The organism is Aeromonas sp. R7-4 (assembly GCF_040908055.1).
Classification (GTDB): Bacteria; Pseudomonadota; Gammaproteobacteria; order Enterobacterales; family Aeromonadaceae; genus Aeromonas; species Aeromonas sanarellii.
The window spans coordinates 145,663-160,091 of the sequence record NZ_JBFODA010000058.1 but is presented as its reverse complement, the minus strand read 5'-3'; the positions used below and the strand labels follow the sequence as shown (position 1 = coordinate 160,091).

The 14,429-nt window shown below is 63.4% G+C and carries 16 protein-coding genes and 3 tRNA genes; 12 read left to right on the top strand and 7 right to left on the bottom strand.

What is annotated here, in order from left to right; all coding sequences use genetic code 11:
• Positions 1-4: 4 nt before the first annotated feature.
• The 4 genes from AB5Y72_RS16130 (at position 5) to AB5Y72_RS16115 (ending at position 747) form a co-directional block, all read left to right on the top strand.
• Positions 5-90 (top strand) — tRNA-Leu (locus AB5Y72_RS16130).
• A gap of 45 nt (positions 91-135) precedes the next feature.
• A tRNA-Leu gene (locus tag AB5Y72_RS16125) sits at positions 136-221 on the top strand.
• A gap of 71 nt (positions 222-292) precedes the next feature.
• A tRNA-Leu gene (locus tag AB5Y72_RS16120) sits at positions 293-378 on the top strand.
• A 102-nt stretch (positions 379-480) separates the two neighbouring features.
• Positions 481-747, top strand: coding sequence for a late competence development ComFB family protein (locus AB5Y72_RS16115; RefSeq protein ID WP_219143460.1), 267 nt, complete (start codon positions 481-483; stop codon positions 745-747).
• An 8-nt stretch (positions 748-755) separates the two neighbouring features.
• On the opposite strand, the gene AB5Y72_RS16110 is transcribed toward AB5Y72_RS16115, so the two are convergent.
• Positions 756-965, bottom strand: a complete 210-nt coding sequence (locus AB5Y72_RS16110) for a hypothetical protein (RefSeq protein WP_318162568.1) — start codon at positions 963-965, stop codon at positions 756-758.
• A gap of 300 nt (positions 966-1,265) precedes the next feature.
• On the opposite strand from AB5Y72_RS16110, the gene nhaC reads away from it, so the two are divergent.
• From nhaC to AB5Y72_RS16075, 7 genes are all read left to right on the top strand, one after another.
• Entirely contained in the window at positions 1,266-2,675 is a 1,410-nt protein-coding gene (gene nhaC / locus AB5Y72_RS16105; RefSeq protein ID WP_325782841.1) for a Na+/H+ antiporter NhaC, read from the top strand.
• 106 nt (positions 2,676-2,781) lie between these two features.
• On the top strand, positions 2,782-3,705 hold the full coding sequence (locus AB5Y72_RS16100) for a LysR family transcriptional regulator (RefSeq protein WP_042075969.1): 924 nt from the start codon (positions 2,782-2,784) through the stop codon (positions 3,703-3,705).
• A gap of 200 nt (positions 3,706-3,905) precedes the next feature.
• Entirely contained in the window at positions 3,906-5,051 is a 1,146-nt protein-coding gene (locus tag AB5Y72_RS16095; protein ID WP_042075971.1) for an ABC transporter substrate-binding protein, read from the top strand.
• A gap of 68 nt (positions 5,052-5,119) precedes the next feature.
• Entirely contained in the window at positions 5,120-6,133 is a 1,014-nt protein-coding gene (locus AB5Y72_RS16090) for an ABC transporter ATP-binding protein (RefSeq protein ID WP_368199221.1), read from the top strand.
• Positions 6,130-7,098: an ABC transporter permease gene (locus AB5Y72_RS16085; RefSeq protein WP_043171458.1), complete on the top strand. Its 969-nt coding sequence runs from the start codon at positions 6,130-6,132 to the stop codon at positions 7,096-7,098. The genes AB5Y72_RS16090 and AB5Y72_RS16085 overlap by 4 nt, the downstream gene beginning before the upstream one ends.
• A 110-nt stretch (positions 7,099-7,208) precedes the next feature.
• Positions 7,209-8,024 (top strand): ABC transporter permease, encoded by an 816-nt coding sequence (locus tag AB5Y72_RS16080; RefSeq protein WP_019840685.1) that lies wholly within the window; start codon positions 7,209-7,211, stop codon positions 8,022-8,024.
• Between the two features lie 29 nt (positions 8,025-8,053).
• Positions 8,054-9,484, top strand: coding sequence for a gamma-aminobutyraldehyde dehydrogenase (locus AB5Y72_RS16075; RefSeq protein ID WP_318162565.1), 1,431 nt, complete (start codon positions 8,054-8,056; stop codon positions 9,482-9,484).
• 71 nt (positions 9,485-9,555) lie between these two features.
• On the opposite strand, the gene cyoE is transcribed toward AB5Y72_RS16075, so the two are convergent.
• From cyoE to AB5Y72_RS16055, 4 genes are all read right to left on the bottom strand, one after another.
• The gene (gene cyoE, locus AB5Y72_RS16070; RefSeq protein WP_368199220.1) at positions 9,556-10,461 is read right to left on the bottom strand and encodes a heme o synthase; all 906 of its coding nucleotides are present in this window, start codon (positions 10,459-10,461) and stop codon (positions 9,556-9,558) included.
• On the bottom strand, positions 10,458-11,468 hold the full coding sequence (locus AB5Y72_RS16065; RefSeq protein ID WP_325782837.1) for a COX15/CtaA family protein: 1,011 nt from the start codon (positions 11,466-11,468) through the stop codon (positions 10,458-10,460). Before AB5Y72_RS16065 ends, cyoE begins: the two co-directional genes overlap by 4 nt.
• Positions 11,469-11,544: 76 nt before the next feature.
• Entirely contained in the window at positions 11,545-11,898 is a 354-nt protein-coding gene (locus tag AB5Y72_RS16060; protein WP_244462917.1) for a hypothetical protein, read from the bottom strand.
• A 125-nt stretch (positions 11,899-12,023) separates the two neighbouring features.
• Positions 12,024-12,749 (bottom strand): SURF1 family protein, encoded by a 726-nt coding sequence (locus AB5Y72_RS16055; protein WP_325782836.1) that lies wholly within the window; start codon positions 12,747-12,749, stop codon positions 12,024-12,026.
• A gap of 18 nt (positions 12,750-12,767) precedes the next feature.
• On the opposite strand from AB5Y72_RS16055, the gene AB5Y72_RS16050 reads away from it, so the two are divergent.
• Positions 12,768-12,974, top strand: a complete 207-nt coding sequence (locus AB5Y72_RS16050; RefSeq protein WP_209794132.1) for a DUF2909 family protein — start codon at positions 12,768-12,770, stop codon at positions 12,972-12,974.
• 8 nt (positions 12,975-12,982) lie between these two features.
• Here AB5Y72_RS16050 and AB5Y72_RS16045 read toward each other — a convergent pair whose 3' ends face one another.
• Together AB5Y72_RS16045 and AB5Y72_RS16040 are read right to left on the bottom strand one after the other, a co-directional pair.
• The gene (locus AB5Y72_RS16045) at positions 12,983-13,864 is read right to left on the bottom strand and encodes a cytochrome c oxidase subunit 3 (RefSeq protein WP_216991064.1); all 882 of its coding nucleotides are present in this window, start codon (positions 13,862-13,864) and stop codon (positions 12,983-12,985) included.
• 2 nt (positions 13,865-13,866) lie between these two features.
• On the bottom strand, positions 13,867-14,421 hold the full coding sequence (locus AB5Y72_RS16040) for a cytochrome c oxidase assembly protein (protein WP_325782835.1): 555 nt from the start codon (positions 14,419-14,421) through the stop codon (positions 13,867-13,869).
• Positions 14,422-14,429: the final 8 nt, after the last annotated feature.

Below are 14,429 nucleotides of genomic sequence, written 5' to 3'. Positions count from 1 at the left end.
ATGTGCGAAGGTGGCGGAATTGGTAGACGCGCTAGCTTCAGGTGTTAGTGCCCCCCGGGTGTGAGGGTTCGAGTCCCTCTCTTCGCACCATGCTTTTGTCAGACAGCATGTAAATCCAGACTGATAACCCGATGTGCGAAGGTGGCGGAATTGGTAGACGCGCTAGCTTCAGGTGTTAGTGCCCCCCGGGTGTGAGGGTTCGAGTCCCTCTCTTCGCACCATGCCTCTGGCATGTAAAACACAGAGAATGCGCTCCAACCGCATTTAAAAACCAGCTGGAGAAAATCAGTGTGCGAAGGTGGCGGAATTGGTAGACGCGCTAGCTTCAGGTGTTAGTGTCCCACGGATGTGAGGGTTCGAGTCCCTCTCTTCGCACCATTCCTTCTGCAAAAGGCCCATCACGACAGTGACGGGCCTTTTGTTTTTGTCCCTGCCATGGCTATGCTGTTGAAGACGTCATGCCACCACAGGGGCTTTCCCATGATCCTGGATACCGACATTCACAACTTCTATGAGCATCTGGTGCTCAAGGAGATAGAAAAACAGGGGCTTAGCCAGACACTGACCCCCCACCAACTGGCCGATCTCTGCTGCCTGACCCTGAACCAGCTCCCTTCCCACTACATCCGCCACGACGTCGACATGATCTACTTCACCACGGATGCAGAACGCAACGAGATGGAGCAGAAGGTCATCGCCTCCCTGCGACTGGCCCATGACAAGATCCAGGCCGTACCCGCCCGCTGACCGCTTTCCTATGGCCAGCTCTGCTGCCAGAGCAGGGTGACGACCCCCGTCATGCCCGCGACCGGCAGCAGGATCAGCGCCGGCCTCAGCCTGGGCTCCAGCATGATCCAGGCCGCCAGCAAGAAACCCAGGCTCCACAGGCCGTACGCCTTGTCCTGACCCCAGACCAAGACCGCCAGAAGAGCGGCCAAGAGTAGAGCACGTACTATCCAGTTCATTGGCAATGGCCCGAAAAGATATTAATGATAACCATTATCATCTTTGATGTTGCCATCTGCAATCGAACTTGCCTATGGGTTTCCGGCTTTCAAACGGCATCGACTGGACAGTGAAAAATGCCGATTGGATCAACTATTTTGTGGGATTTTAAAATTTTAAAGCGGTTTTGCCGAATGAGTGGGGATTTTACACCTCATCTTTATGGTAGATTGCGCCCTCTTTTGGTGAGCCCCTCGGGATACGCGTATCCGCAGGACGAGAGGGACTGACCTTGGCGAGCAAGAATTTAGGGAGCGTCTATGCAAAACCAACAAAACCACATCCGATTGCCGGGCATGTCACAGGTGTTTGCCTGCCTGGCCATCTTCCTGGCTCTGGCCTTCTCCTTCACCAGCGTGCTCGACCTGCCAATCCAGCTGGCACTGTTCATCGCCTGGTTCGTCATCATGGGGCTCGGCATCCGGCTCGGCCATGATTACAAGTCCCTGGAACAGGCGGCCGTCGACGGCGTCGCCAAGGGGATGGGGGCCATCCTGATACTGGTCTCCGTCGGGGCACTGGTCGGCACCTGGATTGCCGGCGGCATAGTCCCCAGCATCATCTACTTCGGCCTCAAGGTGATACACCCGTCCATCTTCCTGCTGGCGACCCTGATCATCTGCTCCCTCACCTCCCTGGCCACCGGCACCTCCTGGGGCTCTGCCGCCACGGCGGGGATCGCCATGATGGGGATAGGCCACAGTCTGGGGGTCCCGGCACCTCTGGTGGCGGGGGCCGTGCTCTCCGGCGTCTACTTCGGTGACAAGCTTTCCCCCCTCTCCGACTCCGTGGTGCTGGCATCCACCATGTCCAACGTCGACGTGGTGGAACACATCAAGGGGATGCTGCCCATCAGCCTCTTCTCCTACGTCATCACCGCCGCCCTGTTCACCGTGGTCGGCATGCAGTACTCCGGCAACGTCAGCCTGGAGCAGGTCAACCTGGTGATGGAGGCCCTCGACAAGCAGTTCAACATCACCCCGCTGGCCATAGTGCCGGTGATCCTGGTGCTGGGCCTCTTGGCCAACCGCAAGCCCGCCTTCCCGGTGATCAGCTTCGGCGCCCTGCTGGGCCTCGTATGGGCCATCGCCTTCCAGGGCATGGATCCGGTCAAGGCGATGCACGCCGCCTACAGCCCCTTCCCCATCGTCTCCGGGGTCGACTTCATCGACAACATCCTGGGCCGTGGCGGCATGGAATCCATGCTGGGCTCGGTGGCCGTCATCATCTTCGGTCTGGGGTTTGGCGGCCTGCTGGAGAAGGTCGGCATTCTCTCCGTCATCGCCAGCGCCTTCGAGAAGCGCATCAACAGCGCCGGCAGCCTGACCAGCCACACCATAGGCACCGCCTTCCTGGCCAACGTGTTCGGCTCCGCCATGTATGTGTCGCTTATCCTGACCCCCAAGATCATGGCCAAGAACTACGACCGGCTGGGACTGGCGCGCAAGAACCTCTCCCGCAACGCCGAGTTTGGTGGCACCCTCACCTGCGGCATGGTGCCCTGGAGCGACAATGGCATCTTCATGGCCGGGGTGCTGGGGGTGGCCACCCTCGACTACCTGCCCTACATGTGGCTCAGCTTCACCTGCATCATAGTGACCATCACCCTCGCCTATCTGGGCAAGGGGGTGAACCGGGTGCCGGTGATCGAGGCGGCCAACTCCCGCTAACCGCCGGAAAAACCATGACAAAAGGCGCCAGCACGGCGCCTTTTGTCTGGCCGCGATTCGAGGTTAAGCTGGCAGTCACCTTGATCGCACGCGGCAGGACGCCCAGATGAACTTCACCTTTCGCCAGATCCGCTATTTCGTGGCCGTGGCCGACAGCTTCTCGGTCAGCCGCGCCGCCGCCGAGCTGCACATCTCCCAGTCGGCGGTCACCAGCGCCATCCGCGAGCTGGAGACCGAGCTCGGCGCGGCCCTGTTCGAGCGCAATCCGCGCGGGGTCAGCCTCACCACCCAGGGTCACCAGTTTCTGCTGCACGCCCGTCGCATCCTCGGCGCCATGACCGAAGCCGGCCAGTCCCTCAAGGCGGTGGCCCAGCAGGATCAGGGGCGGCTCACCATAGGCGTGACCACGCTAGTGGCCGGCTACTACCTGTCGGAGGCCCTCGGCCGCTTTCGCCGCGCCTTCCCGGCGGTGCAGATCGAGGTGAAGGAGGATGAGCAGCCCTATCTCGAGCACCAGATCGTCAACGGCGAGGTGGATGTGGGGATCCTGATGACCAACCGCACCATCCGCCAGGAGGCGTTCGATACCGAGCTGTTGACCCGCTCGCCGCTGCGGGTCTGGCTCGCCGCCAACCACCCGCTCTGCGCCGAGTCGACCCTCTCCCTCAAGGCGCTGGGGGAAGAGCCCATGATCTCGCTGACCGCCGACCAGCTGGATCAGATCATCGGCGGCGGCCTGCGCCGCTACGGCATAGCGCCACGCATCGTGCTACGTACCGCCTCGGTGGAAGCGGTGCGCAGCCTGGTGGCGAGCCAGCTCGGGCTCGCCCTGCTGCCGGATTTTGCCTACCGCCCCTGGTCCCTGGAGCAGGAACGGGTCGAGGCCCGCGCCATCAAGGAGCCCATCCCCGCCATCGACATCGGCCTGGTGTGGCGGCGCGGCTCGCGGCTGGACTGGACCGCCCGCGAGTTCATCGACATCGCTAGGGATCAAAGCCGGCTGCGGGCCCGCCAGCACCTTCCCCGCTGAGTGGAACCTCCTGCTCCGTCACGGGGTCTCTTGCAGAAATTCAGATTCATCTGCACTCGATATCAATTTTTAAGATACCTCTGGCGTTAAAAATTGAAATTCTCATTGCTCACGGCTTCTCCTACGCTCATAGCTGGTTAACAGGATGTTAATTGTCAGCGTGGCATCACAACCGTGCCCGCCCCAGCAAGGAGAGCAAGATGAAACTGACCCCCCTCACCCTGGCCCTGATCCCCGCCCTGCTGGCAGGTCAGACCCAGGCCGCCCCCACCTCCCTCGGCAAGGGTGAAGGCCAGCTCAACATAGTGGCCTGGGCCGGCTATGTGGAGCGCGGCGAGACCGACAAGAACTACGACTGGGTGACCGGCTTCGAGAAGGAGACCGGCTGCAAGGTCAACGTCAAGACGGCCGCCACCTCGGACGAGATGGTGGCGCTGATGAACGAGGGGGGCTTCGATCTGGTGACCGCCTCCGGCGACGCCAGCCTGCGCCTCATCGCCGGCGGCAAGGTGCAGGCGCTGAACCTGGCGCTCATCCCGAGCTACAACAAGATAGACCCCCGCCTGCAGAAGGCCCCTTGGCACACGGTGGACGGCAAGCATTACGGCGTGCCCTACCAGTGGGGCGGCAACATATTGATGTACAACACCAAGGTGTTCCCCAAGGCGCCCGACTCCTGGAGCGTGGTGTTCGAAGAGCAGACCCTGCCGGACGGCAAGTCCAACAAGGGGCGGGTGCAGGCGTTCGACGGCCCCATCCACATCGCCGATGCCGCCCTCTATCTGATGACCCACCAGCCGGCCCTCGGCATCAAGGATCCCTACGAGCTGAACGAGGATCAATACAAGGCCTCCCTCGACCTGTTGCGCAAGCAGCGCCAGCTGGTAGGTCGCTACTGGCACGATGCCTTCGTCCAGATCGACGACTTCAAGAACGAGGGGGTCGTGGCCTCCGGCTCCTGGCCCTTCCAGGCCAATACCCTGATCGCCGACAAGCAGCCCATCGCTACCACAGTGCCCAAGGAAGGCGTCACCGGCTGGGCCGACACCAGCATGGTGCACAGCGAGGCCAAGAACCTGACCTGTGCCTATAAGTGGCTGGAGCACTCCCTCAACAACAAGCTGCAGGGGGATCTCGCCTCCTGGTTCGGCTCCGTGCCCGTGGTGCCGGCCGCCTGCGAGGGCAACGCCCTGCTGGGGAAAGAGGGGTGCAAGACCAACGGCATCGACAACTTCGACAAGGTGCACTTCTGGCGCACCCCTGTCTCCCAATGCAAGAGCCAGGGAACCTGCGTCCCCTACTATCGCTGGGTCTCGGACTATATCGCCATCCTGGGTGGCCGCTGATCCAGGCAATGCTGTAACCACTGGGCCGGACAGGAGTCCGGCCCGCTTCCCATAGACAAGGACGTATCATGACAGCCGTACAATTTGACCGGGTCAGCCGCCACTATGGCGAGGTGGCCGCGGTTGACGACATCTCCTTCCAGATCCCCGCCGGCGAGTTCTTCACCCTGCTGGGGCCGAGCGGTTCCGGCAAGACCACCTGCCTGCGGATGATCGCGGGCTTCGAATACCCGAGCGAGGGGGAGATCCGACTGTTCGGCGAGCCCTGTTCCACCGTGCCCCCCTACGATCGCAACCTCAATACCGTGTTTCAGGACTATGCCCTGTTTCCCAACATGGATGTGCGCGACAACATCGGCTACGGCCTGATGCTCAAGGGCGTCGCCAAGGCGGAGCGCTACCGCAAGGTGGACGAGATGCTGGAACTGGTGCGCCTGCCCGGCGTCGGCAACCGCAAGCCGGGCCAGCTCTCCGGCGGCCAGCGCCAGCGCATCGCCATCGCCCGGGCGCTGATCAACCAGCCGCGCATCCTGCTGCTGGACGAGCCGCTCGGCGCGCTGGACCTCAAGCTGCGCGAGCAGATGCAGCTCGAACTGAAAGCCTTGCAGCGCCAGCTCGGCATCACCTTCATCTTCGTCACCCACGACCAGCAGGAAGCGCTCTCCATGAGCGACCGCATCTGCATCTTCAATCAGGGCAAGATCGAGCAGATTGCCGCGCCGGATACCATCTACGATGCCCCCGCCACCCCCTTCGTCGCCCGCTTCGTCGGCACCGTCAACCTGTTCGAGGGGGAGCAGGCCAGGCGCCTGTGCGGCGATGAGCGCCAGATGATGGTGCGCCCGGAGCGGATCCGGCTCGCCGAGGCCGGCGCGCCGGGCTGGTCAGGGGAGGTGCGCGAAGTAGAGTATCTCGGCCCCTTCGTGCGCTACCGGGTCGATCTCGGCGAGCAGCTCGAGCTTATCGTCAACCATCCCAACGAGGGCCAGGCCCGCCTGCCCCGTGGCACCCGGGTCAGCCTCAGCTGGCCGGAGCAGGCGATCCATCGCCTGCACACCGCCCACCAGGGAGCTCAACCATGAGCGCCCCTCACAGTGCGAGCCTTGCCATGAGCCACGCTACCGACTCCGTTCGCGTAAGGCCGCTGCGGCGCCTCTCCACCCTGCTCTATGGTCGCTCCGGGCTGCTGCTGGCCATCCTGCTCGGGCCGCCCCTGCTCTGGCTCGGCATCATCTATGTCGGCTCCCTGCTGATGCTGCTCTCCAACGCCTTCTTCGGGCTGGACGAGTTCAGCGGCCAGATCCGCCACGAGCTGGGGCTGCAGAACTTCGTCGCCCTGCTGCGGGCGGAGAACCTGGACGTGATCCTGCGCACCGTCGGCATGTCGCTGCTGGTGACCCTGGCCTGTGCCCTGCTCGGCTTTCCGGTGGCCTACTACATGGCGCGCTACACCAGCGGCAAGACCCGGGCCCTGTTCTACGTCGGCATCATGCTGCCGCTCTGGTCCAGCTATCTGGTGCGGGTCTACGCCTGGAAGCTGATCCTGGCCAAGGAGGGGGTCATCAGCTGGCTGGCAGACACCCTGGGACTGGACTGGCTGCTGGACGCCATCCTCTCGCTGCCAGTGATAGGTGGCCCGTCGCTGTCGTTCTCCCGCATCGGTACCTTCATCGTGTTCGTCTACGTCTGGCTGCCTTTCATGATCCTGCCCATCCAGGCGGCGGTGGAGCGGATCCCGCGATCCTTGCTGGAAGCGAGCGGCGATCTCGGCGCCACCCCGGCCCAGACCTTTCGCACCCTGATCCTGCCGCTGGCCCTGCCCGGCGTGGTGGCGGGCTCCATCTTCACCTTCTCCCTGACGCTGGGGGACTACATCATCCCCGGCATCATAGGCAACTCCACCATGTACATAGGTCAGGTGGTCTACATGCAGCAGGGCACGGCGGGCAACCTGCCCTTCGCCGCCGCCTTCTCGCTGGTGCCGATCCTTATCATCGCCATCTACCTCACCATCGCGAAACGCTTGGGAGCCTTCGATGCGCTTTGATACCCATATGTCACTCATCCATACGAGTTCGCGGGTGCCCATCCTGATCATGGCTATTCACCTGACGACAGCGAAACGCCTGGGGGCCTTCGATGCGCTCTAATACCTCCATGAAACGGGACCATGGCAGCCAGCCCTCCGGCCTGCTCAAATACGCGGCCATCGGCGGCCTGTTGTTCCTGCACTTTCCGATCCTGTTCATCTTCCTCTATGCCTTCACCAGCGAGAGCAAGAGCTACCAGTTCCCACCCCCCGGGCTCACCCTCAAGTGGTTCGAGGTGACCCTCAACCGCCCCGACGTGTGGCGCGCCATCCAGCTGTCGCTGGAGGTAGCTGGGCTGGCGACGCTGGCCGCCATGGTGCTCGGCACTCTGGCGGCGGGGGCCATCGCCCGTAGCCGCTTCTTCGGCCAGGAGGTGGTGTCGCTCTTGCTGGTGCTGCCCATCGCCCTGCCCGGCATCGTCACCGGCATCGCACTGCGCTCCGCCTACGGGGTGATGGAGATCCCCTTCAGCTTCTGGACCATCGTCATCGGTCACGCCACCTTCTGCGTGGTGGTCGTCTACAACAATGCCCTGGCGCGCTTTCGCCGCACCAACCAGAGCCTCATCGAGGCGTCCATGGACCTCGGTGCCGACGGCTTCCAGACCCTGCGCTACGTGATCCTGCCCAACCTCGCCACCGCGCTGCTGGCGGGGGGCATGCTGGCGTTCGCCCTCAGCTTTGACGAGGTGATCGTCACCACCTTCACCGCCGGCCAGCAGACCACGCTGCCGATCTGGATGTATCAGGAGCTGATCCGGCCACGGGACAGGCCGGTCACCAACGTGGTGGCGCTCATCATAGTGGCCTTCACCACCATTCCCATTCTGCTTGCCTACTACCTCACCCGCGACGGCCAGGACGTCGCCGGCAGTGGCAAATAACGACTCAACGCGTGCGCAAGGATGCAACCATGAAACTCTCAACCCAACTCTTGATCGACGGCCAGTTCGTCACCGGTGACGGCCAGGCCGAGCCCATTCTCAACCCGGCCACCGGAGAGCTTCTCGCCTCGGTGCCAGAAGCCTCGTTCGAGCAGGTGAACCGGGCGGTGAACGGCGCCCAGCGCGCCTTCGCCCAGTGGAGCCGCACCACCCCAGCCCAGCGCAGTACCCTGCTGCTGCGCCTGGCCGATGCCATCGAGCGCCACGCCGAGGAGTTTGCGGCCCTCGAATCCCTCAACTGCGGCAAGCCCTATCTGGCGGTGCTCAATGACGAGCTGCCGGCAGTGGTGGACTGCTTCCGCTTCTTCGCCGGCGCCGCCCGCTGCCTGCAAGGGCCACTGGCGGGGGAGTATATCGAGGGGCATACCAGCATGATCCGCCGCGACCCCATCGGTGTGGTGGGCAGCATCGCCCCCTGGAACTATCCGTTGATGATGGCGGCCTGGAAGATGGCCCCCGTACTCGCCGCCGGCAATACGGTGGTGCTCAAGCCCTCCGAGCAGACCCCGCTTACCGCCCTGCGCCTGGCGGAGCTCGCCAGCGAGCTCTTCCCCCGCGGCGTCATCAACATCGTCTGCGGCCGGGGCGAGAGCGTGGGGGCGCCGCTGGTAGAGCACCCGCTGGTGCGCATGGTGTCGCTGACCGGTGACATCGCCACCGGCCAGAAGATCCTGCAGAGCGCCGCCCGCACCATGAAGCGCACCCACCTTGAGCTGGGGGGCAAGGCGCCGGTCATCATCTTCGATGACGCGGATCTGGAGGCCGTGGTGGCGGGCATTCGCACCTTCGGCTTCTACAACGCCGGCCAGGATTGCACCGCCGCCTGCCGCATCTATGCCCAGGGCAAGATCTACGACAAGTTCGTCGCCGCCATGACCGAGGCAGTGGCCTCCATCAAGGTGGGCGGTCCGCGCGAAGAGGGGGTGGAGATGGGGCCGCTCATCTCGGACCGGCAGCGCAACCGGGTGGCCAGCTTCGTGGAGCGGGCCCAGAGCAGCGGCCACGTGGAGGTGACCACTGGCGGCAAGATCCGCGCCGGCAACGGCTTCTTCTTCGAGCCGACCCTGATCGCCCATGCCCGTCAGGAGGATGAGATCGTGCGCCGGGAGGTGTTCGGCCCCGTGGTGTCGGTGACCCGCTTCAGCGACGCCGAGCAGGTGGTGCAGTGGGCCAACGACTCGGACTACGGCCTCGCCAGTTCGGTCTGGACACGGGATCTCGGCCTTGCCAGCAAGGTGGCCAGCCACCTGCAGTACGGCTGCACCTGGATCAACACCCACTTCATGCTCACCTCCGAGATGCCCCACGGCGGCATGAAGATGTCCGGCTACGGCAAGGATCTCTCCCTCTACGCGCTGGAGGATTACACTGTGCCACGCCATATCATGCTCAAGCTCTGAACATGATTCAGGCTGGCCCCTGGGCCAGCCTGAATGCGCAAACAACAACGAAATCCCCTGCCCGATACCTCCTACGACAACCGCCACAACCAGTGGTGATCCAGAATAAGCAGACCAAACAGCAGCATCAGGTGATAAATGGAGAAACGGAAGGTGCGCATCGCCTGACCGGGCGGCTCCCCATACTTCAGCAGCCAGCCATGCCAGCAGAACACGAGGTTCAGTCCCAGGCTGCCGACCAAGTAGAGCAGCCCCGACATGCCGATCAGGTAGGGCAGCAGGCAGACCAGGGTCAGGATCAGCAGGTAGAGCAGTATGGCCGTCTTGGTAAACGCAATGCCGTGAGTGACGGGCAGCATGGGAATATGGGCGCCGGCATAGTCATCACGCCGATGGATGGCCAGGGACCAGAAGTGGGGCGGCGTCCAGGCGAAGATGATCATCACCAGCAGCCAGGGTTCGGCCGAGAGCTGCCCCGTGATACTGGTCCATCCCAGCAGCGGTGGCATGGCCCCCGCCAGCCCGCCGATGACGATGTTCTGGGGCGTGGCCCGTTTCAGCAGCAGGGTATAGACGACCGCATAACCGAACAGGCTGGCCAGGGTCAGCCAGGCGGTCAGGGGATTCACCCCCCAATAGAGCAAGACAAACCCCAGCAAGGCCAGCAAGATCGCAAAGGTCATCGCCTGCCTCGGCGCTATCCGCCCCGTGGCGACCGGTCGCCAGCGCGTTCTTTGCATCCGGGCATCGATGCCGTGATCCAGAGAGTGGTTCATGGCCGCCGCCCCGGCCGCCAGCAGCCCTATCCCCGCCAGCCCCAGCACCATCTCGTCAAGGGAGGCTTGGGACGGCTCGGCCAGCAGCATCCCGACCCAGGCGGTCAGCAACAGCAAGGCCACCACCTTGGGTTTGGTCAGCTGGTAATAGTCCCGCAGCAGCCGGGGATCGATGAAGCGTGCCAAGGAGTGGCTGTTCATGTCTGACTCCTGATCGCCTCGGGCGACAGCAAGGGGGAAAGCCGGGGGATAGAGAGCCGCCCACGGGCCAGCACGCAGCACACCAGCAGGTGCGCCGCCACCAGGTTGTGCGCGAGGGCATTGGCCAGCGGCAGGGCCAGATGGACATTCGCCAGCCCTAAGGCAATCTGCACTAGCAGCAGGACCAGCAAGAGCGCCCCCAGAAAGCGCAGAGGGGCTCCCTGGCGGATCAGGACGAGGGCAAAGCCCCCCACCAGCAAGGCGGTGGCCAGGGCCCCCAGACGATGGGCGATATGGATGGTCTGGCGCGCCTCCTTGCTCAGCACCCCGAACTCATAGCTGGCATGACCCAGCGGCAGATGAAAGGCCTCCTCCCAGTTCAATTGCGCCTGCCAGCTCCCCTGGCAGAGCGGCAGCTCGACGCAGGCCATGGCGGCGTAGTTCGCCGACGTCCAGCCCCCCAGCGCTATCTGCAGCAGCAGCACGCCGCAGGCAGCATTGCCGAGCCAGGGCAGCCCCTGACTGCGGCAGACGGGCGCATTCGCGGGGGAGCGCGCAAGCTCGGCCCGATAGAGCCAGAGCAGGGTCAGGATGGCGAACCCACCCAGCAGGTGGGTGGTCACCACCAGGGGATGCAGCGCCAGCGTCACCGTCCACATGCCCAGCGCCGCCTGCCCAACCACCAGCACCAGCAAGGCCCCCGAGATACCGCGTAGGCGGCCGCCAGCGCGCCAGCTCAGCACGAACAGCAGCGCAATCACAGAGCCCAGCACACCTGCGAAGTAGCGGTGCACCATCTCGCTGCGCGCCTTGTGGGGCTCCAGCGGCGTATCCGGGTAGAGCTGGGCCGCCCGCGCTATGTGGCCAGATTGAGGGACGGCCAGGGAGCCGTAACAACCGGGCCAGTCGGGGCAGGCCAGCCCGGCATCCGTCAGCCGGGTATAGGCCCCGAGCAGGACCACCAGCACCGCCAACGCGATGGCGATCGAGGACAATCTCTTCTGCATTTTCATACACAACCTCGCTGACGCCGACCCGATCGTACCGCAGCCTGGGCCATGTGATCCCACACCAGCCTCGTCGTCATTGCACGCCTCGCTGATACTTGAGCAGTTGCTGCAGATCCGACAGCACCGCCTTGCCAAACAACGGCCATTGCGCCGTGCTGGCCGGCACTCGGTAGCGTAGGATGGCCAGTCCCTGAGCGTCCACCAACAACATGTCACCAGCCCGGACCTCGTCGCTTGCCCCGCGCTGAGAGGGCAATTGCACCAGCGCCAGCTTGTCCAGATTGCGCCCCAGGGCGCTCTGGATCCGTGCCATCAACTCGGGTACCTGCCGGCACAGCCCCTCGCAGGGTCTGGCCACCAGATAGACCAGTCGCCACTGACTCTGGCTGGAAGGGAGCGGGGGCAACAGATAGATCTCCTGGTGCATCCAGATCCCTTTGCTGCGGGTACCTGGCTCATACCAGCCCTGCCTCAGCGTCAGAGCCGCCAGCAAGACCGGTAGCAGGATCACTGCGGCAAAAAGGAGCGGTACCCTCCATCTGCGCCATGGAGTCATGGGGAAAACCTCCTCGCCAGCACCAGCCCCCCCACCAGCACCACCAGCGCCAGCCCAAGCCATTGCACCGCATAGGCCCTGTGCTTTTCTGGGGGCATGACGTTCTGCTGATAGTGATAGAGGAAGGGGGTGCGTTTCTGATAGAACACGGCGTCTGCGAGGGGGGAACCCATGGCCTGTCCCAGGGCATCCACCTGGATGGCCTGCACCCGGTTCGGGTAGGGGCCGGTCTCGATATTCTGGCCAAGCAGGATGCCACCGGGGGCCGTGCGCAGTACGCCTTCAAGTGTCAGGTCAGCCGGGATGACGGGATTGGGCAGTTGCTCCCGGCTCAGAGGGGCGGGTACCCAGCCCAGATTGACCAGCAGCAGGGAAGAGACCCCCTCCGCTCGCACCGGGATGAGCACGTCATAGCCTATCTCGCCCCCTACGGCCTGGTTGTCCAGCAACCAGACATGGGGGGATACCCACTCGACCTCCCCTCTCAGGGGCATGCCGTCCAGCGCTCCGGGATTTTGCCAGTCGAGCTGGGCCAACGTCCTTGGCCCGGCCTGCTGCATCTGCGCCATCCGCGCCAGCCAGTCCACCTTCTCCGCACCGCGCTGCCACTGCCAGAGCGCCAGCTTGCACAAACCGGCCGCCACCACCAGAGTGAACAACAGCACGAACCAGCGTCTGTGATGCCAGGGTCGTTGCTTGTTCCATGTTGCCAAGTCGCTCATATCAAGAAGGATCCCGACATGTTGCTCAAGATAGTGCTGGTACTCATGCTGCTGCTCATCATAGGTCAGCTGTTTCACGCCCTCTGGCTGATGATGAGCGCAGGCCATACGCAGAAGATGTCAGCCCCCCTGGGACGCCGCGTCTTCTTCTCCCTGCTGGTAATCGTCATCCTGCTGCTCTCCCTTGCAATGGGCTGGCTGGAGCCCAACCCCCGCCCCTATTAAACACGCCTTCAGAGCAGGTAGACGAAGACGAACAGACAGAGCCAGACCACGTCGACGAAGTGCCAGTACCAGGCCGCAGCCTGAAAGGCGAAATGACGCTGTGGGGTGAAATGGTCCCTCAGCATGATGCGCAGCCAGATGATGGTCAGGAAGAGGGTGCCCAGCATGACATGCAGACCGTGGAAGCCGGTCAGGATGAAGAAGGTATTGCCATAGATGCCCGAGTCGAACCGCAGCCCCAGATCCCGGTACGCATGCAGGTATTCATAGCCCTGCAGCCACAGGAATGTCAGCCCGAGCACCACTGTCACCAGCAGCATCCCCTTGAGTCGGTTGCGCTTCCCGGACTCCAGTCCGGTATGTGCAAACAGCAGGGTGACGGAGGATCCGAGCAGGATCACAGTGTTGATCAGGGGAATGCCATGCCAGGGCATCGCCTGGGTCGTGGTGCCCCCCGGGGTCTTGAGCAGGGGCCAGTGGGCGGTGAAATCCGGCCACAGCAACTGGGCCGTCATCGCCTTGTTGCCCGCGCCGTCGAGCCAGGGCATGGCGAGCTGGCGGGCATAAAACAGCACGCCGAAGAAGGCCAGAAAGAACATCACCTCGGAGAAGATGAACCAGACCATGCCTTGTCTGAAGGATCTGTCCATCTGGGCGCTGTAGAGCCCGGTCATGGACTCCTGGATGATGTGGCGAAACCAGCCGAACAGCATGAATGCCAACAGGGCGACACCGGCCATCATCAGATACCGACCGATACCGGTCTGTTCGCTCGCCAGCTCGTTGACCAGATGCCCTGCCCCCAGCGCCAGGAGAAACAGGGCCATGGCGCCTATGATGGGCCAGCGACTCTGGTCCGGGACGTAATATGTCTGATTCACCTTGGCCATGATTATTTCCTCTGTGCCAGTGCCGGAACGGGTGCGGACTGGGTGATGTCATAGAGCGAGTAGGAGAGCGTGATGGTGTTGATGTCGTCAGGCAGCGCCGGGTCGATATAGAACTTGAGCGGCATCAGCTTGCTCTGCTCCGGCTGCAGTTCCTGGCGGTTGAAGCAGAAACACTCCACCTTCTTCAGGTAGGCAGCGGCAGGACCGGGTGAGACGGACGGCACCGCCTGACCCACCATGGTGCGCTCAGTGGGGTTGAATACCCGGTAATTGACCAGCTTCACTTCCCCCGGTCGCACCGACAGCCGCACCGTTTCACCGCTGAACTCCCAAGGCATCCTGGCATCCGCATGGGCAAGAAACTCGACCTGTATGCTCCGCGTGCTGTCGGGCACCGCCCGCTCCGTCGTGGCTGGCCGGTCGTCGGTCTTGCCATTGAGACCGGTGATCCGGCAGAAGACGTCATAGAGGGGGACCAGCGCAAAGGCGAAACCAAACATGGCGAGCACGACCAGAGCCAGTTTTCTCAGCAGGGGGCCGTGATTGATCTGGGCCATATGGCCTC